General features: G+C 55.3%; 19 protein-coding genes and 1 other annotated feature. Of the genes, 9 read left to right on the top strand and 10 right to left on the bottom strand.

Annotated elements, in window-relative coordinates; translation table 11 throughout:
• The 4 genes from A6A26_RS10590 (at position 1) to A6A26_RS10575 (ending at position 3,142) form a co-directional block, all read left to right on the top strand.
• Positions 1-774, top strand: coding sequence for an SDR family oxidoreductase (locus A6A26_RS10590; protein ID WP_063878691.1), 774 nt, complete (start codon positions 1-3; stop codon positions 772-774).
• 79 nt (positions 775-853) lie between these two features.
• Positions 854-1,711: a thioredoxin family protein gene (locus A6A26_RS10585; RefSeq protein ID WP_063878690.1), complete on the top strand. Its 858-nt coding sequence runs from the start codon at positions 854-856 to the stop codon at positions 1,709-1,711.
• Between the two features lie 58 nt (positions 1,712-1,769).
• The gene (locus A6A26_RS10580) at positions 1,770-2,684 is read left to right on the top strand and encodes an SPFH domain-containing protein (RefSeq protein ID WP_063878689.1); all 915 of its coding nucleotides are present in this window, start codon (positions 1,770-1,772) and stop codon (positions 2,682-2,684) included.
• A complete protein-coding gene (locus A6A26_RS10575; protein ID WP_063878688.1) occupies positions 2,684-3,142 on the top strand; it encodes an NfeD family protein in 459 nt (152 codons plus the stop codon). The genes A6A26_RS10580 and A6A26_RS10575 overlap by 1 nt, the downstream gene beginning before the upstream one ends.
• Here A6A26_RS10575 and cueR read toward each other — a convergent pair.
• On the bottom strand, positions 3,118-3,534 hold the full coding sequence (gene cueR, locus A6A26_RS10570; protein ID WP_063878687.1) for a Cu(I)-responsive transcriptional regulator: 417 nt from the start codon (positions 3,532-3,534) through the stop codon (positions 3,118-3,120). The two genes, A6A26_RS10575 and cueR, sit on opposite strands and share 25 nt — an antisense overlap.
• A gap of 96 nt (positions 3,535-3,630) precedes the next feature.
• On the opposite strand from cueR, the gene copA reads away from it, so the two are divergent.
• The 3 genes from copA (at position 3,631) to ybaK (ending at position 7,681) form a co-directional block, all read left to right on the top strand.
• Positions 3,631-6,141: a copper-exporting P-type ATPase CopA gene (gene copA / locus A6A26_RS10565; RefSeq protein WP_063878686.1), complete on the top strand. Its 2,511-nt coding sequence runs from the start codon at positions 3,631-3,633 to the stop codon at positions 6,139-6,141.
• A 75-nt stretch (positions 6,142-6,216) separates the two neighbouring features.
• Complete coding sequence (locus tag A6A26_RS10560) at positions 6,217-7,020, top strand: TraB/GumN family protein (RefSeq protein WP_063878685.1); 804 nt, start codon at positions 6,217-6,219, stop codon at positions 7,018-7,020.
• A gap of 181 nt (positions 7,021-7,201) precedes the next feature.
• On the top strand, positions 7,202-7,681 hold the full coding sequence (ybaK, locus tag A6A26_RS10555) for a Cys-tRNA(Pro)/Cys-tRNA(Cys) deacylase YbaK (RefSeq protein ID WP_063878684.1): 480 nt from the start codon (positions 7,202-7,204) through the stop codon (positions 7,679-7,681).
• Here the strand turns inward: ybaK and A6A26_RS10550 are convergent.
• Positions 7,678-8,547, bottom strand: coding sequence for a LysR family transcriptional regulator (locus A6A26_RS10550; RefSeq protein ID WP_063878683.1), 870 nt, complete (start codon positions 8,545-8,547; stop codon positions 7,678-7,680). The two genes, ybaK and A6A26_RS10550, sit on opposite strands and share 4 nt — an antisense overlap.
• 87 nt (positions 8,548-8,634) lie before the next feature.
• On the opposite strand from A6A26_RS10550, the gene A6A26_RS10545 reads away from it, so the two are divergent.
• Complete coding sequence (locus tag A6A26_RS10545) at positions 8,635-9,066, top strand: multidrug/biocide efflux PACE transporter (protein ID WP_063878682.1); 432 nt, start codon at positions 8,635-8,637, stop codon at positions 9,064-9,066.
• 33 nt (positions 9,067-9,099) lie between these two features.
• On the opposite strand, the gene ushA is transcribed toward A6A26_RS10545, so the two are convergent.
• Positions 9,100-10,821 carry a bifunctional UDP-sugar hydrolase/5'-nucleotidase UshA gene (ushA, locus tag A6A26_RS10540; RefSeq protein WP_371560290.1) on the bottom strand — a complete coding sequence of 574 codons (1,722 nt, stop codon included), beginning with the start codon at positions 10,819-10,821 and terminating at the stop codon, positions 9,100-9,102.
• 789 nt (positions 10,822-11,610) lie between these two features.
• On the opposite strand from ushA, the gene ybaL reads away from it, so the two are divergent.
• On the top strand, positions 11,611-13,305 hold the full coding sequence (ybaL, locus tag A6A26_RS10535; protein ID WP_063878680.1) for a YbaL family putative K(+) efflux transporter: 1,695 nt from the start codon (positions 11,611-11,613) through the stop codon (positions 13,303-13,305).
• Between the two features lie 66 nt (positions 13,306-13,371).
• Here ybaL and A6A26_RS10530 read toward each other — a convergent pair whose 3' ends face one another.
• From A6A26_RS10530 to dnaX, 7 genes are all read right to left on the bottom strand, one after another.
• Positions 13,372-14,673 carry an inosine/guanosine kinase gene (locus A6A26_RS10530; RefSeq protein ID WP_063881119.1) on the bottom strand — a complete coding sequence of 434 codons (1,302 nt, stop codon included), beginning with the start codon at positions 14,671-14,673 and terminating at the stop codon, positions 13,372-13,374.
• A 57-nt stretch (positions 14,674-14,730) separates the two neighbouring features.
• A complete protein-coding gene (locus A6A26_RS25460; RefSeq protein WP_156506652.1) occupies positions 14,731-14,880 on the bottom strand; it encodes a hypothetical protein in 150 nt (49 codons plus the stop codon).
• Positions 14,881-15,045: 165 nt separating this feature from the next.
• Positions 15,046-15,690 carry an adenylate kinase gene (adk, locus tag A6A26_RS10525; protein WP_063878679.1) on the bottom strand — a complete coding sequence of 215 codons (645 nt, stop codon included), beginning with the start codon at positions 15,688-15,690 and terminating at the stop codon, positions 15,046-15,048.
• 277 nt (positions 15,691-15,967) lie between these two features.
• The gene (htpG, locus tag A6A26_RS10520) at positions 15,968-17,842 is read right to left on the bottom strand and encodes a molecular chaperone HtpG (protein ID WP_063878678.1); all 1,875 of its coding nucleotides are present in this window, start codon (positions 17,840-17,842) and stop codon (positions 15,968-15,970) included.
• A gap of 98 nt (positions 17,843-17,940) precedes the next feature.
• Positions 17,941-18,546 carry a recombination mediator RecR gene (recR, locus tag A6A26_RS10515; protein WP_063878677.1) on the bottom strand — a complete coding sequence of 202 codons (606 nt, stop codon included), beginning with the start codon at positions 18,544-18,546 and terminating at the stop codon, positions 17,941-17,943.
• On the bottom strand, positions 18,546-18,875 hold the full coding sequence (locus tag A6A26_RS10510) for a YbaB/EbfC family nucleoid-associated protein (protein WP_013024920.1): 330 nt from the start codon (positions 18,873-18,875) through the stop codon (positions 18,546-18,548). Before A6A26_RS10510 ends, recR begins: the two co-directional genes overlap by 1 nt.
• Before the next feature lie 56 nt (positions 18,876-18,931).
• On the bottom strand, positions 18,932-20,905 hold the full coding sequence (dnaX, locus tag A6A26_RS10505; protein WP_063878676.1) for a DNA polymerase III subunit gamma/tau: 1,974 nt from the start codon (positions 20,903-20,905) through the stop codon (positions 18,932-18,934).
• Positions 19,532-19,593 (bottom strand) — a sequence feature (DnaX frameshifting element). Its footprint overlaps the gene before it by 62 nt.
• Positions 20,906-21,017: the final 112 nt, after the last annotated feature.

Genomic DNA, 21,017 nt, shown 5'->3' with positions numbered 1-21,017 from the left:
ATGCAAAAAACCATTTTGATCACGGGCTGTTCGAGCGGCATTGGCCTGGTGGCGGCTAATGATCTGCTGGCGCGCGGTTATCACGTCATTGCGGCCTGCCGTAAAGCTGAAGATGTGGCGCGAATGCAAAGCCTGGGCTTTACCGGGCTGCTGTTGGATCTGGACGATCCTGACAGCGTTGACCGCGCCGCCGATGAGGTTTTGGCGCTCACCGATAACCGGCTGTTTGCCCTGTTCAACAACGCCGGCTTTGGTACCTATGGTCCGTTAAACACCATTACGCGTCAGCAATTCGAACAGCAGTTTTCCAGTAATGTGTTTGGCACCCATCAGCTTACTGTGCGGCTGCTCCCTGCTTTAAAGGCGTTTGGCAATGCCCGCATCATTAATACCAGTTCGGTGCTGGGCTTGATTTCCACGCCGGGGCGTGGCGTTTATGCTGCCAGTAAATACGCGCTGGAAGCCTGGAGCGATGCATTACGCATGGAGCTGCACACCAGCGGCGTGCGCGTCAGCCTGATTGAACCGGGTCCAATCCAGAGCCGCTTCACGGATAATGTGACGCAGGGCGAGCAGGATAATCCGGTGCTGAATCCCGGTCTGGCGGCGCGATTTACGCTGCCGCCTGAAGCCATTTTACCTAAGCTGCGCCATGCGCTCGAAAGCAAACATCCACGTTTACGTTATCCGGTGACGCTGGTCGCACACGCGATGGGCCTGTTGAAACGCCTGCTGCCAGGCTGGATACTGGATCGCATAATTCGCAGTCAGTAAAGGTATTGCGCGAATACAACTTGAAGCAGGGGCGGTCGGCCCCATATTCTTTAAACATTTTCTGCAAAGAGACTTAGTCATGTCACCACACGCTTCGATTATCGACATTAACGAATCCAACCTGCAACAGACCCTTGAGCAGTCAATGCAGATACCGGTGCTGTTCTACTTTTGGTCGGATCGCAGCCAACATTGCCAGGAACTGACGCCTGTGCTGGAACGGCTGGCTCAGGAATATGCGGGCCAGTTTATCCTTGCCAAACTGGACTGTGACAAAGAACAAAGGGTGGCGTCCCAATTTGGGTTGCGCTCCATCCCCACGGTTTACCTGTTCCAGAACGGCCAGCCTGTTGACGGTTTCCAGGGACCACAGCCGGAAGATGCCGTGCGCGCACTGCTGGAAAAAGTGCTGCCGCGCGAAGAAGAGTTAAAAGCTCAGCAGGCCATGGCGCTGATGCAGGAAGGCAAACCGCTGGACGCATTACCTCTGCTAAAAGAGGCCTGGCAGCTTAGCAACAAAGACAGCGAAATCGGTTTTCTGCTGGCAGAGGTGCTGATTACCCTTAACCGCAGTGATGAGGCTGAAACGGTACTCAACGCCGTGCCGTTGCAGGATCAGGACACCCGTTATCAGAGCCTGATCGCCCAGATCGATTTACTGAAACAGGCGGCTGACACACCCGAAATTCAGCAACTGCAATCCCAACTGGAAACTGACCCGGAAAACGCCGAACTGGCGACCAAACTGTCGCTGCAACTGCATCAGGTCGGTCGTAATGAAGAAGCACTGGAACTGCTGTTTAACGTTATTAAGCGTGATCTGAACGCCGCTGACGGTCAGGCGCGTAAAATGTTGCAGGAGATTCTGGCGGCATTAGGCACAGGCGATGCGCTTGCCGCACGCTATCGCCGTCAGCTTTATTCCCTGCTTTACTGATGTAAGCAGAAAACGGGCCGAACGATTTGGCCCGTTCATCTGACAACCTGGAGGTTATATGCTCACCGTCATTCCTGTACTTATCCTGGTCGCCCTGGTCACCGTCTGGTCCGGTGTGAAAATTGTTCCACAAGGCTATCAGTGGACAGTCGAACGCTTTGGCCGTTATACCCGCACGCTTCAGCCCGGCCTGAGCCTGGTTGTCCCCTTTATGGATCGTGTCGGCCATAAGATTAATATGATGGAACGGGTGCTGGATATTCCCTCTCAGGAGATCATCTCCAAAGACAATGCCAACGTCACTATTGATGCTGTCTGTTTTGTGCAGGCTATCGATCCGGCGCGGGCAGCCTATGAAGTCAGCAATCTGGAACTGGCGATCCTTAACCTCACTATGACCAATATGCGTACCGTGCTGGGCAGCATGGAGCTGGATGAAATGCTGTCTCAACGTGACAGTATCAATACCCGCTTACTGCATATTGTTGACGAAGCCACCAATCCGTGGGGCGTGAAGATCACCCGAATCGAAATTCGTGATGTCCGCCCACCACAGGAACTGATTGGTGCCATGAACGCACAGATGAAGGCGGAGCGGACCAAGCGTGCCGATATTCTGACGGCGGAAGGCGTGCGTCAGGCCGAAATTTTACGTGCAGAAGGTGAAAAGCAGGCACAGATACTGAAAGCCGAAGGGGAGCGGACCTCCGCCTTCCTGCAAGCTGAAGCGCGCGAACGCCAGGCTGAAGCGGAGGCCCGCGCCACGAAGATGGTGTCAGAAGCCATTGCCGCTGGCGATATTCAGGCGGTGAATTATTTTGTGGCGCAGAAATACACGGATGCGCTGCAAAAAATTGGTGAATCCAGTAACAGTAAAGTCGTCATGATGCCGCTGGAAGCCAGCAGCCTGCTGGGTGCGATTGGTGGTATCAGTGAGCTGTTAAAAGAAACCCGCAACGAGTCGAAACGCTGATGGTGAGCGAGATCGTCGCACATCCGCACTGGTTCTGGCTGACGCTGGGCGGGTTATTACTGGCGGCAGAAATGCTCGGCACGAACGGCTATTTGCTCTGGAGCGGGCTGGCCGCCATGCTGGTCGGCATCACGGAATGGTTTTTGCCACTGAGCTGGACCGCACAGGGCTGTCTGTTTGCCGTGCTGACGCTGGCCAGTGTATTTATCTGGCATCGCGTGATGCGTTACCGTGAGCGCAACCAGCAGCCAAACTCACTTAATCAGCGCGGCAACCAGATGATCGGCCTGCAGCTAACCCTGGACAGCACGTTGCAAAATGGCATTGGTCATGTTCGCATCGGCGACAGCAGTTGGCGTGTTCAGGCAGACCAGAACTTGCCGGCCGGCGCGCTGGTCGAGGTCGTCGCAGTGGAAGGGATCACCCTGCGCATTCAGTCACGCTTGCCGCCAACCTGACTGCAGCAGCCTGCCAGGTTATTAATGATGGGGCAGTCCGCGCTGTCGTTGCCCGGGCATGCCGCCGCCAGCGCCAGCAGCCGAGCGCGCATGGCGTGCAACTCTTCAATATGTGCAGCAATTTCATCGGCTTTTTGCAACGTGCGGGCTTTCACATCCGCGCTGTGGCGATCGGGATCGTTAAACAGCCCGACCAGCTCGCGGCACTCATCCAGGGTAAAACCCACCTGGCGTGCCTGCCGCAATAAATTCAGTTCATCAAGATGGTGCGAATTATAATGCCGGTAGCCGTTATCGCCGCGTAATGGTGGCGTTACCACGCCCTTTTCTTCATAGAAACGGATGGCCTTGCTGGTTAATCCGGTCTTTTTTGCCACGGCACTAATGTTCATAATTGGTTCCTTGACCTTCCCCTTGATGGAAGGTTTAACCTTAGCACCAATCCCATTTGAATGCGCAATCATGCACATCCGACAAAGGAGTCAACCATGTCAAACACGATTGTTCTGGCGCTGGACGGATTGTCCTGCGGCCACTGCGTAAAACGCCTCAAGGAAGCGCTCGAAGGCCGCGACGATGTCGAGCAGGCTGAGGTTACACAGCAGGAAGCCAGCGTGTCGGGCTATGCAGAGGCGACAGCCCTGATCGCCACCGTTGAACAGGCGGGCTACCATGCAACATTAAAAGCTGCGGGCACCCGCCCAAAGCCTGAGCCGTTGACAGCAGCAGAGCCGCCGCCGGAGGCGCTGACAACGGAGTCCCCTTCTCTTCCGGCAACCGAAAACCTGGCCGCTCACGTGCTGCTCATCGAGGGGATGAGCTGTGCCAGCTGCGTCAGCCGGGTAGAGAAAGCCCTTGAGCAGGTCAGTGGCGTGCAGCAGGCCCGGGTGAATCTGGCCGAGCGCAGTGCGCTGGTGATGGGTAACGTTGAACCCCATCAGCTGGTCGCCGCCGTGGATGCAGCCGGCTACGGGGCTGAAGTGGTCGACGACGAACAGCAACGCCGCGAGAAGCAGCAGCGCAGCGCCCGACGTGCCATGCAACGCTTTAGCTGGCAGGCAGGTATCGCACTGTTGTTTGGCGTGCCGCTGATGATCTGGGGCATGCTGGGCGACAATATGATGCTCACTGCGGATAATCACACCACCTGGCGGGTGCTCGGCATCGTAACGCTGCTGGTGATGATGGCCGCAGGCGGTCACTTCTATCGCAGCGCCTGGCGCAGCCTGGTTAACCGCAGCGCAACGATGGATACCTTAGTGGCACTGGGCACGGCCGCCGCCTGGATCTACTCCTTCAGCGTGGTGATCTGGCCTGATTTTTTTCCGCAGCAGGCGCGCCATCTCTACTTTGAAGCCAGCGTGATGATTCTCGGCCTGATCAATCTGGGTCATGCGCTGGAGCAACGTGCACGTCAGCGCTCATCCCGAGCCCTGGAGCGCCTGCTCGATCTGACACCGGATCAGGCCAGAGTGATAACAGACCAGGGGGAAACCCTGATGCCGGTCAGTGCGGTACAACCCGGTATGACTCTGCGGCTGGTGGCGGGCGATCGCGTACCCGTCGATGGCGAAGTACAGGAGGGCGAGGCCTGGTGCGACGAGGCAATGCTCACCGGTGAGGCGGTGCCGCAAAGTAAAACGCAGGGCGATAGCCTGTTTGCCGGCACGCTGGTGCAGGACGGAACGGTACGCTTTATTGCCCGCGCAACCGGCGGCAACACCACGCTGGCGCGCATTATTCAGCTAGTGCGTAAGGCCCAGAGCAGTAAGCCGGATGTGGGCCGTCTGGCCGATCGTATCTCTGCCGTGTTTGTGCCGGTGGTCGTGCTTATCGCTCTGCTCAGCGCCGCGATCTGGTATATCGCGGGGCCAGCGCCACAAATGGCCTATGCTCTGGTCGTGGCGACCACGGTACTGATTATTGCCTGTCCCTGTGCGCTGGGCCTGGCCACGCCGATGTCGATCATCGCCGGTACCGGACGCGCCGCCGAATATGGTGTGCTGGTGCGCGATGCGGATGCACTGCAGCGCGCCAGCCATATTGATACGCTGGTGTTTGATAAAACCGGAACGCTGACAAGCGGCACGCCGCAGGTCACCGACGTGGTGAACTGGAACGGCAGTACGCGTCAATCGGTGCTGTCTGCGGCGGCAGCGCTGGAGCAGATGTCGGGTCATCCGCTGGCGAAAGCAATCCTTGCAGAAACAGGGGAGACTGTTCGAGCCGATATTGCGCAATTTCGTACAATACGCGGCAAAGGCGTAAGCGGCATACTCAACAACAGGACGCTATTACTCGGCAATGTCAGCCTGCTGACTGCGCACGGCGTGGATTGCCAACCGGCTCTGGCAGAGATTGACAGACTCACCCGGCAAGGCGCGACGCCGGTATTGCTGGCAGAAGACGGGCAGCTTACGGGACTGATTGGCTTGCGTGATACGCTGCGGCCCGAGGCAAAAGCGGCCTTGCAAAGGCTGCATCATGCGGGCTACCGACTGATTATGTTGACCGGGGATCATGAAAATACGGCCCAGGTTATTGCTCATGAGGCCGGTATTGATGAGGTGATTGCTGGCGTGCTGCCCGAAGGCAAAGCCGATGCGATTAGCCAGTTGCAGCAGCAAGGGCAACGCGTCGCGATGGTGGGCGATGGCATTAATGATGCCCCGGCGCTGGCGCAGGCTGATGTCGGTATTGCGATGGGCGGCGGCAGCGACGTGGCTGTGGAAACCGCAGCGATTACCCTGATGCGAGCCGATCTGCATGGCGTGGTCGATGCCTTGAAAATTGCCTCCGCCACTCTGGGCAATATCCGGCAGAACCTGTTTGGTGCGTTTATCTATAACATTATCGGCATTCCATTGGCAGCGGGCGTGCTCTTTCCCTTTACTGGCCTGCTGCTCAGCCCGGTGTTTGCCGGGGCAGCGATGGCGCTGTCGTCCATCACCGTGGTGAGTAATGCTAACCGCCTGCTGCGCTATAAGCCCCGCGTTTAGCAATAACTGCCCTGCTCTGTCTTTCGTGACGCGATCCCGCTAGCATGGTTTCTTTAACACAGTGAAGGACAGGGAATGACAGCGCGCCTTTTGCAACGTTTACGTAACTGGATTAACCCGCTTTTCCCTACCAGTTATCGTTGGCCAGCCGTAGATATTCAGTCTGGCGAATGCCGGTTTCATCTGGTAGGAAGCATTCATATGGGCACTCGTGACATGCAGCCCCTGCCGGTCCGGCTGCTACAGCAGTTACAAAAAGCCGACGCGCTGGTTGTTGAAGCGGATATTACTCAGGGAGGATCGCCGTTTGAAAACACGGAGGAACGTCCGCCACTGACCGCCAGAATGGATGATGAGGCGCTGGCGAAGCTTGAAACACTGTGTAATGAAACCGGTTTATCCCTGAGCCAGTTCGATACGTTACCGGCCTGGCAAATTGCCCTGATGTTACAGGCGCAGCAGGCGCAGCGGCTGGGTTTGCGTCCTGATTACGGCATTGATTATCAGCTACTGCAGGCGGCGCGGGCGATGGATAAACCCGTGATTGAACTGGAAGGTGCGCAGGCACAAATCAGCCTGCTGAAATCATTACCTGACGACGGCATGGCGCTGCTGGCAGATACGCTCACCCATTGGCACACTAACGCGCGCATGTTGCAAACGATGGTGAGTTGGTGGCTGGAAAGCCCGCCGCGCGAGCCGCAAATTGCTCTGCCTGCGACCTTCAGTCAGACACTGAACGACACGCTGATTAGCCAGCGTAACAGCCAGTGGTGCGATTATTTACGCACTCTGCCTGCTGGTCAGTACGTGGTAGCGGTCGGAGCACTGCATTTATACGGCGAGAACAACCTGCCGGGCTTGATGCGCGCGGAATAAAACGCAGAAAAAAAGAGAGCCGACAGTCATATCGGCTCTTCAAAGAGGAATGTGTTAATGATTTTAGTTGTCGCCAACAACAGGATTGCTGGCGCGAGGCAATTCTCGCCTAAAGCACATTATTTCGCCACATTTATTGTTCAATAATACGTAATAAGATTTTTCCGAATAAGAGAATACTATGACGCCTGCGGTAAAACTGCTGGAAAAACAAAAAGTCAGCTTCACTTTGCATCCTTATGAACATGACAGCAACGAAACCAGTTTTGGTGACGAAGCGGTCCGTAAGCTAAATCTGGATGCCCGGCAGGTGTACAAAACCTTGCTGGTGGCGCTGAATGGCGAGGCTAAGCACCTTGCTGTGGCGGTTACGCCTGTCGCCACCCAGCTCGATCTCAAGAAGGTGGCAAAGGCGTTCAATGCCAAAAAAGCCGAGATGGCCGATCCCATGCTGGCGCAGCGCATCACCGGTTATCTGGTGGGCGGCATCAGTCCGCTGGGGCAAAAAAAGCGGTTGCCAACGGTGATCGACAGCTCGGCTAACGACTTTGCCACGCTGTTTATTTCAGGCGGTAAGCGCGGGCTGGATATTGAATTGAGCCCACAGGATCTCTCCCGGCTGTTGGATGCCCCGTTAGCGGATATCGCCCGGCGCGATTAAGCCGGTGGCAGCGCACAGAGTTGATCGATCATCCAGCGCCCAGCGGGACCGGGCGGATTGCGGCGTGACCACACCACTTCGACGGCAATGCGCTGCGGCCATCCCGCTATTGGCAGTTCCCGCAGTACACCGTGCCCGCACTGTTTCACCAGCCAGCGGGGTAAAATACTCCAGCCAAAACCCTGTTCCGCCATTTCCAGCAGCACATAATAGGTTTGCGCAGACCAGGCGCGCCCTTTCGGCGCACTCTCACGTTTCGCTGTCCAGGTATTAAGACGAAGATGACGAAGCGGTTCAAGCTGACTTTCGTTTACCGAGGATTGTTGGGCCACGGGATGATCCCGATGCAGGTAAATACCTAACTCGGCATCGACCTGTAGCCGGGCGACCGCGATGTCGGCAGGAAGCGTCGGCTGGGCACGTATCACTCCAATGTGGGCCCGTCCCTCTTGCAACAGCTCCAGGACATCCGCATCTTCCGCCGCGATCCCTTCCAGCTCCACATCCGGGTAGTGCGCCTCAAACTGCTTCAGTAAACGCTGGTGGTAGTCGGTTTGCCAAAAGTCTGACACCGCCACGCTCAGCCGCGGCTCAACGCCTTCAGACAGCCGCGTTGCCAGCGCGTCCAGTCGCTCACTGGCGGCAAGAATTTGCTGCACCTGAGGCAACACGCGTTGCCCCTGCTCGGTGAGCTGTGGCTGGCGACCGCGCCGGTCAAAGAGGGCAAAACCCAGATCTTCTTCCAGATTGACCACGGCCACACTGATGGTGGACTGGCTTTTTTTCAGTGCACGAGCGGCGGCAGAAAACGATCCGCTGGCCACGGTCTGTACAAAAGCTTCCAGAGATTCCGGTGAATAACGCATGTAAACCATCGCTTTTATCGATAGATGATCATTTTATCTTAGCATTTTGACGTGGGAGAATGCGCAACCTGAACAAAGGAGATCGAAATGCAAACCCGTTCAATCACAGAACGCATCGCACATGCCACCCTGTTTGAAGGCCTGGCCATCGTCACTATCGCCCCGCTGGCGGCATGGATTATGGATAAACCCCTGTTTCAAATGGGTGCGCTGGCGATCATGTTGTCTACGGTGGCGATGCTGTGGAATATGATTTACAACAGCGTGTTTGATCGGTTTTACCCGGCCGGGCAGAAACGCAGCGCCCTGCTTCGTATCCTGCACGCGCTGGGTTTTGAGGGCGGTTTTATCCTGATAGGTTTGCCATTGGCCGCCTGGATGCTGGAGATTTCGCTGTGGCAGGCCTTTTTGATCGAAGTGGCGTTTTTTCTGTTCTTTCTGCCCTACACCTTTGTCTACAACCTGGTCTGGGACAAGCTGCGTCCGCACTGGTTAGCCCGCAAATCCTGCCGCGCCTGATAAACAGCAGGGAGGCCGCCTCCCTGCTCGTGCTTAATGCTGCGTCGCGCTTTCACTGTTCCAGTGTCGGATCCATGTCAGCACCATTTTGGGATAGCGCCGAAGCGGCGTCGCTTCTTTCGCGCCGTTCTGCGGCGTTGCCGCGGGCGCAGCCTGATAGATAACACTTTCATGCGGCTGGTAGTCGTTGACGTTCACCGGAGAATGCGTGCTCACCCAGTCTCGCAACACCTGGGCATCTGGCTTGCCGCTGTTAACATAACCCGGATGCGTATCAATTCGCGGATAGCCATCACCGCCTGCGGCATTAAAACTGTTCGTCGCCATACGGTAGGTTTTTTCATCCGCCAACGGCTGGCCGTTGATGCTCACCTGACTGACTGCATTGCCGTTAGCGATGAGGCTGACATTGGCTAACTGGGCGAAGCCGCCTGAATCGGGTTTGATATTTGCCACCACCGCCAGATAGCGTCTGATTTCTGCGCCCGTCATCGTCACGGAAACCACATGATTGCCGAAAGGTTGTACCTGTAACAGATCGCGCCAGGTTACCGGGCCTGATTTAAGCGAAGTGCGGATACCGCCGCCGCTCATCACAGCAAAGTCAGCCTGCGTCGCCGCCATCTGTGCACGCAATATCAACTGCCCGATAGCGCTTTGTGTAAAGCGCACTGTCTCTTTTTCGCCGGGGAAATCCCCTTTCATGCTGCCGACATTCACCAATAGTTTGGCATCAGCTCGCTTTTGAAAAGGCGTCAGTAATTTCATCATTGCGGTGTTATTGGGGATCGCTTGCTGCCAGGTAAGCCAGGACTCACTGCCATCATGGTTTTTGATTTTGTGCTTGAGGTTAACCGGTATGAGTTGATAGGCCTCCAGGGTTAATTCCCCATTGCGATAGATAAAATCGCCGCGGCCCACGTATTTGCCCCATTTTTCCGCCTGCATAATCCATACGCCGTTCTGACGGTCAGGCTGACAGGGTTGGCCTGGCAGGTAGTCTTTACGACTGACATTCTCTTTTTCCATACATACCGCATCATGAGAGTGCCCGCCGACGATCACATCAAGTGTGCCTTTCGGCAGACTGCGCGCCAGCGTCACGTCACCTATACCGTTACTGCCGTGCTTACCATCGTCGTAATGACCAAGATGAGTTAATGCCACGATAACGTCTGGCTTGTCGCTGGCACGCAGCTCGGCCACGGCCTTTTCTGCTTCGGTAACGGGATCGCGGAATTCGATGTCGGTTAGCTGTGCAGGGTTCGTCAATTTGGCGGTATCTGGCGTGATCAACCCGAGCACAGCGATTTTCAACCCCATGCGCTGAAAGACAGCCCAGGGTTTAAACAGGCGTTTACCAGTGCTTTTTTGGTAGACGTTAGCTGCCAGGAAAGGGAATTTAGCCCATTTTTCCTGTTTACGCAGGACGGCGAGCGGTTTATCAAACTCGTGATTACCCAATGTCATGGCATCATAGCCAATCAGGTTCATACCGCGGATATCCGGTTCAGCATCCAGTTCATCCGATTCAGGCACGCCGCTGTTAACATCGCCCGCAGACAAAATTAGCGCGCCACCGCCTTTGGCCTGGATGGCGTAACGTTGCGTATCCATCAGCGTTTTTTGCGCAGCCAGCCCATATTCGCCCTGCTCATTAAACCAAAAATGACCATGCTGATCGTTGGTGTGCAGAATGCTGAAACGGTAGCTCCGGTCAGGCTGGGCGGCCTGGGTTAATATGGATGACAGCATCACCAGTAGTGCCAGACCTGCTCTTGCCCATCGAGATAACACCACAGCCCTTCTCCTTTAATGATTGTCCGTTTAATCCTGCGGGAAACAGGCCCTTTCTGTATCCGCATCTTAACCGCGGTGGCCCAGAGTCCATAAGGCGTTGTCTGTTCCAGTATGGCCGGTAATGTGGCCTGACAGGCAACCCCAGTGGTTCGATTTTAGCTGCCGCGCACTCTAACACCGCAAATACAGGACGCGCGTATGTTGCCGTACCGTTATTCTGTTGTTTATTAAATAACCAACAGGGTTAACAGCTTCATCGTTATGTTGATGAAGTTAACATCATAATGATTTTCCGCATTGATGCGTACGTCGTAAAAATAAACATACCCGAGATCTTCACCGCGCGGTTCCGTTATGCCATCACAATAGATTGTTTTAGCATCACTTCCACGACAGGCAGCTATACGTCAGGTCGGTGCGTAATCTGCCCCTCCGACCCAGGCGGCTAAATGGCTTCAGCAAATCCCGATCTGGTTGCGGTTAGTGACTGTTGTCAGCGCATTAGCGCGTCATCGACGTCACCTCTGTGTCATTTAAGGGGAGTAAAATTTTAATGTTGTGCTCTCGGCTCAGCGCTGAATCAGTCGATAAGCGGGATAAGTGATAAAAACAGCCTTTCGATTGCATTTTTCTTGTATTTGCATATTTTTTTCTGTTAATCCCACAAATTATTCAGCGATCCTTTCCGATATGCATTAAACTCATTTGTTACAACCGGATACATTTACATCCAAGGAGACTGGCATGCATCACACCACACCGTTGATTACGACTATCGTCGGGGCTCTGGTCCTGGCTTTTCTCCTTGGCATGCTGGCAAACCGATTACGAATTTCACCCTTGGTGGGTTATTTAGTCGCCGGCGTACTGGCGGGGCCTTTTACGCCGGGGTTCGTGGCAGATACCAATCTGGCACCCGAACTGGCGGAACTTGGCGTTATCCTGCTGATGTTCGGCGTCGGTCTGCACTTCTCACTGAAGGACCTGATGTCGGTAAAGCGGATAGCCATTCCCGGTGCTATCGCGCAGATCGCCGTGGCGACCTTGCTGGGAATGCTGATGTCGTGGGCGATGGGCTGGTCATGGATGACGGGGTTAGTGTTCGGTTTGTGTCTTTCTACCGCCAGTACCGTGGTGTTGCTGCGCGCACTGGAAGAACGCCAGCTTATTGAAAGCCAGCGCGGCCAAATCGCGATTGGCTGGTTGATTGTTGAAGACCTGGTAATGGTGCTCACGCTGGTCCTGTTACCCGCCATTGCCGGCATGATGGAGCAGGGAAATGCCAGCGCCAGCCTGGTGATATGGGATCTGGTCTGGACCATCGGTAAGGTTGCCGCCTTTATGGTGTTAATGATGGTGGTGGGCCGCCGTGCTGTGCCCTGGATTCTGGCGAAAAGTGCCGCCACCGGCTCGCGTGAGCTGTTTACGCTGGCCGTATTAGCCCTGGCGCTGGGGATTGCGTTTGGTGCCGTCGAGTTCTTTGATGTTTCCTTTGCCCTGGGCGCTTTCTTTGCCGGTATGGTGCTGAATGAGTCCGAGTTAAGCCAGCGCGCTGCCCGTGACACGCTGCCGCTTCGTGATGCCTTTGCGGTGCTGTTCTTTGTCTCTGTCGGGATGCTGTTTGATCCGATGATTCTGGTAAAAGAGCCGCTGGCGGTGCTGGGTGCGCTGGTGATTGTCGTCATAGGGAAATCTGCGGCAGCCTGGCTGCTGGTATCGCTGCTGGGCCATTCGCGCCGAACCGCAATGACCATCTCGGTCAGCCTGGCGCAAATTGGTGAGTTTGCCTTTATTCTCGCCGGGCTTGGCATCTCGCTCGGCCTGCTGGATGAAGAAGGGCGTAGCCTGGTGCTGGCCGCCGCGATCCTCTCGATTATGATCAACCCGGTCCTGTTTACGTTGCTGGGCCGTTACCTGTCCCGTAACGAAACGATGGAGCAACAGACGCTGGAAGAGGCGCTGGAAGAAGAGCAGCAAATTCCCGTTGATGTCTGTCAGCATGCGGTGATTGTCGGCTATGGCCGCGTAGGCAACCTGCTGTGTGAACAACTGACGGCGCTCAATATCCCGGTAGTCGTGGTTGAAAGTTCGATTCCACGCGTGAAAGCGTTACGCGATCAGGGTGTCCGGGCGGTGCTGGCCAATGCTGCCCGTGCCGACACCATGGCGTTAGCCCGCGTAGACTGTGCGTCCTGGCTGCTGATCACGATTCCCAACGGTTACGAGGTGGGAGAAATCGTCACCGCCGCCCGCCAGAAAAAAGCGGACATCAACATCATTGTGCATGCACATTACGACGATGAGGTGGAGTACATTCTGGAACGCGGCGCAAACTATGTGGTGATGGGCGAACGCGAGATTGCCGCCAGCATTATTCAGAAACTGCAGGACGACATGGTGCAGGAGCAGCACAAGCTGGCCAGTGAAGGCCACTGCTAAGCGCCGCAGCCTGACTCACGCCCCGTATCACATTGCGTCGATGCGGGGCGGTTTATCTCTCCGGACTTAACGATCCCAGTAAGACTCTTCCAGACTGTCTTCCCGCTCGGGTAAACCGCGCGTCAGTCGGGGCGAGTGCTGATTCAGCACCTGATAACTGACCCGATTCGCATATTTACAAACCTGAGCCAGCGACGAATAGGTCAGATAAGCGCGCGCATGTTTACTGGAATTGGGCACATTACGGCGATGATAGTTATTTGCCGTAATATCGTGCAGTAACGCCGCGAGCGCGCCATCCCCTGCCCCGTTAGTATTCATTATCTTCTCCGGCCCGCCCATATAAGGGGCGATATGAGAGAAAATGCGTAACGGCTGCTGGCAATCCTGTTTGCGCATCGCGCGGCTAAATTCGTACAGGTTGAATTCTGCAATCGCGCCTGGCAAGAGCGGATGATTCGTTTTGCGCTTAAACGCGTCTTCGGTATAACCGGCCATATACAACCCGGTCGGTCCTGCGGTACACAACACCAGATCAACCCATTCCAGTGCGATATCCGATGCCAGCAGAGGATCGGCTTCGCCCGTCAGCGCCAGGGCTTCTTCTTCATTCATCGCCACAATAGAAACATGATCGCGCAGAAAATCGCGCCAGAACTGTGGATTGTCGCCAATCACATGTTTGGTGCCCAGCGTCAGTACCACGGGCACGTTATGGCGCTTCGCGTATTCAATCGCTTTTAACGTTGCCTCTGGCATGGGCTCACCTGCTTCACAGCGGATGAGATAGGAGGTCAAGACCAGGGCAGAAGCGCCTGCGATAACGTCTTCCGGGACGTTTTCCGCCTTAAGCTGGTTCATTTGCCCCGGGCTGATGGCAAAGGTACGATCGCCCTGATCGCCAATCAGCGTAAAGCAGCGACCTATCGCGCCGTCTACGCCCTGCAGATAGTTAAGGTCCATTCGGCTGGAGGTATTACAGAGATAACGGTAGGCATAACCGCCAATCTGGATATTGTTACACATCACGCCCAGCAGGACGGAACGGTCATCCGCCAGCACCGAGAAATTATGCAGCGTATTACCAATCGTGCCGCCCGCGAACTGATGGGTCACCAGTTCATCACGCATGAGTTCAGCATACAGCGCTTCCGCAACGGCATCGTCAATCACCAGCGAATGACCGGCGCTCAGGCCGTAGCGAACAAGAAAAGCATCATCGACTTTAGCTTCGATATCGACCAGCGTCTGATCGATGCCGACCACCCAACTGCCGTCTTCACTATCAAACGGGGAGGACTGCAACAGCGGATCGCGGGCGCTAACGGGGAAGTAGTGTTTGGATTTACGTTTGCCGGGAAATTTCATGGTAACTGCCGTGAGGAAAAACAGGCAGAGAAGCATATCACATTCTCTGCCATGACTTTAACGGCGCGCGTTGACCCATTGCATCATCATCTCAATGTGTTCTTCATCGGCATTCAGCACAGAGATATCTGCACGTTTCAACCCAACGTCGTGCACCACGTTTTCACTGCGCACCTCTGTCAGGGTTGCCAGACTGCCTGCTGACAAGCAGGACGCATTCTGGCACTAAATTAACCCGTCGCAGCCGGGCTTATCTTGCTGATTATGGTTTCTTGATGAGGGGATGCGAGAAAACGAAGGGAATGGTCACGGAGAGGCAGGAGAGAAAAGCGATAACGGCAAAAGGGGCCAGCGAACCCGGCCCCAATAAGCTTAGCCGAGAATCTTAGCCAGCTCTGCACTCACGTCGGCCACATTGCGTGTACCGTCAATTTTGTGATACTCGGTGTTGCCCGCTTCCGCTTCTTTACTGTAGTAAGCAATCAGCGGCGCAGTCAGATGATGGTATTCCACCAGACGTTTGCGAACCGTTTCTTCCTGATCGTCTTTACGTGTGGTCAGCTCATCACCGGTCACGTCATCTTTGCCTTCCACTTTCGGTGGATTGAATTTGACATGGTAAACGCGGCCTGACGGCGCGTGAACACGGCGGCCCACAATACGCTCAACAATCAGTTCATCCGGTACGGCGAACTCCAGCACATAATCCACTTTAATACCGGCTTCTTTCATTGCGTCAGCCTGAGGAATGGTGCGTGGGAAACCATCAAGCAGGAAACCGTTTTTGCAATCTTCCTGCGTGATGCGCTCTTTAACCAGCGCAATGACCAGCTCATCAGTAACCAACTTGCCGGCATCCATGATGGCTTTCGCCTGGTTGCCAAGTTCGGTGCCAGCTTTAACCGCTGCACGCAGCATGTCGCCAGTGGAGATCTGCGGAATGCCGTATTTCTCCATGATGAATTGGGCTTGAGTCCCCTTACCTGCGCCCGGAGCTCCGAGCAGAATAATACGCATTGCGTAAATCCCCTTGCGAATCGCATTGATGAATCTGAGAAGCGGAAGAACATACCATTATGACCCGCCCATCACAAGAAAACGGCGGGTCAGGAAAAACTAGTGTACTGGCTTTAGCGCGCGATAGCAGTGCGTCAGGTCAGTCAAAGGCCATTTTCGGACTGGTGGCCGAAGCTGAAGGGATTTCGTGGCGTTTGCGCAACAAAACCGCTCACCGACAGCCGGCCAGCGTCGCAGAAAGAAAAAAACCGGTGAGGTTATCACCGGTTTTATCGTTTTACGCCGTCAGTAACTGGTTCATACGGCGGATAAACTGGTTAGGATCGTCCAGCGTACCGCGCTCTGCCAGCAGTGCCTGATCCAGTAACAGCTCAATCCACTCACCAAAGCCAGTTTCATCCTGCGTCTCCGCCACGCGTTTCACCAACGGATGATCGGGATTGATTTCAAAGATGTATTTCACTTCTGGCACGTCCTGACCTGCTGCGGCGAACAGTTTAGCCATTTGGGTGGTCATTTCGTTCGCATCCGTGGTCACAATCGCTGGCGTATCGGTCAGACGGTGCGTGAGGCGCACGTCTTTAATTCGCTCACCCAGCAAGGTCTTCACGCGCTCAACAAACGGCTCCAGAGCTTTTTCGGCTTCTTTCTGCTCTTCCGTCTCTTCGTCAGCCAGTTTATCCAGCGTATCATCAGCTTTGCTGACAGACTGGAAGGTTTTACCGTCGAACTCGGTCAGGTAGCTCATCATCCACTCGTCAATGCGATCGGACAGCAGCAGAACTTCGATACCTTTCTTACGGAACAGCTCCAGATGCGGGCTGCTGTTAGCGGCGGCATAGCTGTCGGCCGTGATGTAGTAGATCTTCTCCTGTCCTTCTACCATGCGGCTGACGTAGTCTTCCAGCGAGACAGTTTGCGCCGCGCCTTCGCTTTGGGTACTGGCAAAGCGCAGCAGTTTGGCAATCGCTTCTTTGTTTGCGTGATCTTCCGCCGGACCTTCTTTCAACACCAGACCGAATTCTTTCCAGAACGTCTGGTATTTCTCGCTATCGTCTTTCGCCAGTTTATCCAGCATCTGAAGAACACGTTTGGTCAGCGCGCCACGCAGGCTCTGGGTTACGCGGCTGTCCTGCAGGATTTCACGCGATACGTTAAGCGGCAGATCGTTTGAGTCAATCAGGCCACGCACGAAGCGCAGGTAATTCGGCATAAACTGCTCAGCGTCATCCATGATAAACACGCGCTGCACGTAAAGCTTCAGGCCGTGTTTATGATCGCGGTTCCACATGTCAAAGGGCGCGCGGGCCGGGATGTAAAGCAGGCTGGTGTACTCCTGTTTACCTTCTACGCGGTTGTGGCTCCAGATAGCCGGGTCGCTGAAATCGTGGGCGATGTGTTTATAAAACTCGTTGTACTCTTCATCGCTGATTTCTGATTTGTTGCGGGTCCACAGTGCCTGGGCTTTATTGATTTTCTCCCAGGTGGTGGTGCCGGTTTCTTCATCTTTGCTTTCGATTTCTACCGGCAGGGCGATGTGATCGGAGTATTTTCCAATAATATTGCGGACGCGCCAGCTGTCGAGGAACTCATCTTCGCCTTCGCGCAGGTGCAGGGTAATTTCAGTACCGCGCTCGGCTTTGCTGATATCGGCAATGGTGTAATCCCCTTCGCCAGCCGATTCCCAGAAAACGGCTTCGTCTTCTGCCGCGCCCGCCGCACGGGTGCGCACAGAGACTTTATCTGCGACGATAAATGCAGAGTAGAAACCCACACCAAACTGACCAATCAGTTGGCTGTCTTTTGCCTGGTCTGAACCCAGAGATTCCAGGAAGGATTTGGTGCCTGACTTAGCAATGGTTCCCAGGTTTTCAATCACTTCATCACGACGCATGCCGATACCGTTATCGCTGAGCGTAATGGTCCGGTTGTCCTTATCCACAGAGAGACGCACACGCAGGTCGCCATCGCCTTCATACAGGCTGGCATCAGACAGCGCGCGGAAGCGCAGTTTATCTGCCGCATCCGAAGCATTGGAAATCAGCTCACGCAGGAAAATCTCTTTGTTTGAATAGAGAGAATGGATCATCAGGTGCAGAAGTTGTTTTACCTCTGACTGAAAGCCACGAGTCTCTTGTCCTTTCATGGTCATTGCTACCTCAACAGAATCAGATTTAACGAACGTTGAGGAGGATGTGGGGATAAATGAGAGGTTTTCAAGCCGGTGTCTTTCACAACACCGGCAAGCGTTTAAAATTTAATCTTTTGCCGACCGGCCAGCGAGTGGGACAGCGTGGTGCCATCCACCATTTCCAGCTCACCGCCCATCGGAACCCCATGCGCAATACGGGTGGCATCAACGCCATACTGACCGCACAATTCAGCGATGTAGTTCGCGGTGGCTTCGCCTTCCACGGTAGGATTGGTGGCCAGAATCACTTCATGAAGCGTTTCTTTTTCCAGCCGTTGTTCCAGTCGGTCAAGACCGATATCGCCCGGACCAATGCCGTCAAGCGGCGAAAGATGGCCCATTAACACGAAATAACGGCCGGCAAATTGCCCGGTTTGCTCAATAGCATGGATGTCGGCCGGACTTTCCACCACGCAGATTTGACCATTTTGCTGACGCCGTGGATTGGCGCAAATGGTACAGATTTCCTGCTCGGTGAAGGTGCGGCAATCGGCACAGTGGCCGATTTCCGACATGGCCCGGGTCAGTGCCTGCGCCAGCCGCATTCCGCCACTCCGATCGCGCTGTAGCAGTTGAAACGCCATGCGTTGTGCCGACTTAGGCCCAACGCCGGGTAAACAGCGCAATGACTCCATTAATGACTCTAGCAGTGGGCTGGTTTGCATCAGAACGGCATCTTGAAGCCTGGTGGCAGCTGCATACCTGAAGAGACAGAGGCCATTTTCTCTTTCTGCACTTCATCAATGCGGCGAGCGGCGTCGTTGAACGCGGCGGCAATCAGGTCTTCCAGCATATCTTTGTCGTCCTCAAGCAGGCTCGGATCGACTTCTACCCGGCGGCAGTTATGGGCACCGTTGATCGTGACCTTAACCATGCCAGCACCTGATTCACCCGTGACTTCCAGGGCGGCAATTTCTTCCTGAACCTGGGCCATTTTGTCTTGCATCTGCTGGGCCTGTTTCATCAGGTTGCCCAATCCGCCTTTACCAAACATAGTTTTCTCTCTCTGCTGAGGCTACAACGCGGTTTATTCAGACCGTTGCAGCGTGTTCAAACGGGTCGAATGCTTTCCTCATCCAAATCGGCATCAAAAAAGCGACGAAGGGTTTGAATGTGGGTGTCACTCAAGATTGACTGACGCGCCTGCGCCAGCTTCTCTTCATAAATGGCCTGACGCCACTCCAGTGGCGTCAATACCGTAGAATTATCGTCTTCAATTACCGACAGTTCAACCTGATGCCCTGCTGCCTGACTCAATGCGGCGCTCAGGGCCTGCTGCGCCGACGCAGAATTCAGGTGGCGCTGGCTGGAACGTAAATGCAGGCAAATGCCGTTATCCGTGGTTTCTTTCCATGCATTCAGTGCCAGTTGCTGAACCAGCTTAGGCAGCGGTAAACCTGCGACTTCTGCCGCCCATTCATCTCGCTGCTGGGCTTCCTCCGCCAACCGCGCGGCCAGCTCAGGATTTTTCTCATGCTCTAGCGCAGAACGCAAGGCTTTTGGCGTCGCGACCGGCTCGACGACGACCTCGGTCACCGGCGTTTGCGCTTTCCAGCGGTATGCCTCTTTTTTTACCGGTGCCGCAGGCGCGCTGTCCCGCACGCGCTGCTGGCTACGTTCGGTAACAGAGGCCAGTCGTTCCAGCGCGGAGTTGGCCGGCCGCGCACCTGGCGCTGCCGGCTCACTCTTTTTTGCTTTGTTTGCTCCCTGGCGCAGCAACTGGGTGCGCGCCTGCAGGAGCTGGCTGGTGGAACTGGATAGTGAGGGATCGGGCGACGCAGGCGGCACAGCCTGCTGAGTGACAGCCGGTTCCGGTGCTGCCATTTGCGGCTGCGCGGCGGGCGTTTTCTCTGTAGGTTGAGCCGCCACAGTCTGCACTGGTGCCGGGGCAGACTGCGCGGTCAGCGTAGGACGCGCAACCGGTTCGGCGATTGCCGCCTTAGGATGAAACGCCAGTGCACGCAACAGCGTCATCTCGATGCCCATGCGCCGATCGGGCGCGAGTGGTAAATCTTTGCGCCCCATAAGCAGGGTTTGGTAATACAATTGAAGATCGGCCGGTGGCACGGCGCGCGCCAGTTCACGCAGGCGCAGCGCATTACTCTCTTCGTCGTCATTGAGCGACGCAGGCAGTAGCTGCACCATAGCAATGCGGTGCAGCAGGCGCAGCATCTCAACCAACAATGCTTCCCACTCAACGCCGCGTGATGCCGCCTGGGCCAACAGCGCCATCATGTGCTCTCCGTTGCCTTCGACCACCGCTTCAAGCAGACCCAGCGGCTGTTCATCGTCAAGCGTACCCAGCATCGTACCCACGGTGGCGCTGGTCACGCTGCCCTCGCCCATCGCAATCGCCTGATCGGTGAGGCTTAACGCATCACGCATACTGCCATCGGCGGCTCTGGCAAGCAGTTGCAGGGCACGCGGCTCACGCGAAATCTGCTCCTGCTCTAAAACACGATCCAACTGCTGGCGAATCTGATCGACGTCGAGCGCTTTGAGATGAAACTGGAGACAGCGCGACAGAATCGTCACCGGCAGCTTCTGGGGATCGGTGGTCGCCAGCAAAAACTTAACGTGTGAAGGTGGTTCTTCCAGGGTTTTCAGCAGCGCATTAAAGCTGTGGCGCGACAGCATGTGCACTTCATCGATCAGGTAGACCTTGAAGCGGCCACGCGCCGGCGCGTACTGCACGTTGTCGAGCAGATCGCGCGTGTCTTCAACTTTGGTGCGCGAGGCGGCATCAATTTCAATTAAATCGACAAAACGCCCCTGCTCAATCTCGCGACAGTTATCGCACTGGCCGCACGGCGTGGCGGTAATGCCCGTTTCGCAGTTAAGGCCTTTCGCCAGCAGACGGGCAATGGTCGTTTTCCCTACGCCCCGCGTGCCGGAGAAGAGATAAGCATGATGGATGCGTCCCAGAGACAATCCATTCGCCAGCGCCGTCAGAACGTGTTCCTGACCGACAACATCAGCAAACGCCTGTGGACGCCATTTTCGGGCAAGTACCTGATAGCTCATGTGGTTTCGACGAATTTGGATGGAAATGTGAGCGCAGACGCACTGCAACCCCTGTATATGATTGCAGTAGTCTACCAGCTACGCTTTCACCTATCACTCGTTATCTTGAACA

The sequence above is a fragment of the Pantoea sp. OXWO6B1 genome (genome assembly GCF_001641135.1).
In the GTDB taxonomy this organism is placed as follows: Bacteria; Pseudomonadota; Gammaproteobacteria; order Enterobacterales; family Enterobacteriaceae; genus Pantoea; species Pantoea allii.
Note: the sequence above shows the minus strand (reverse complement) of the source record. Positions and strands in the feature narration are given on the sequence as shown.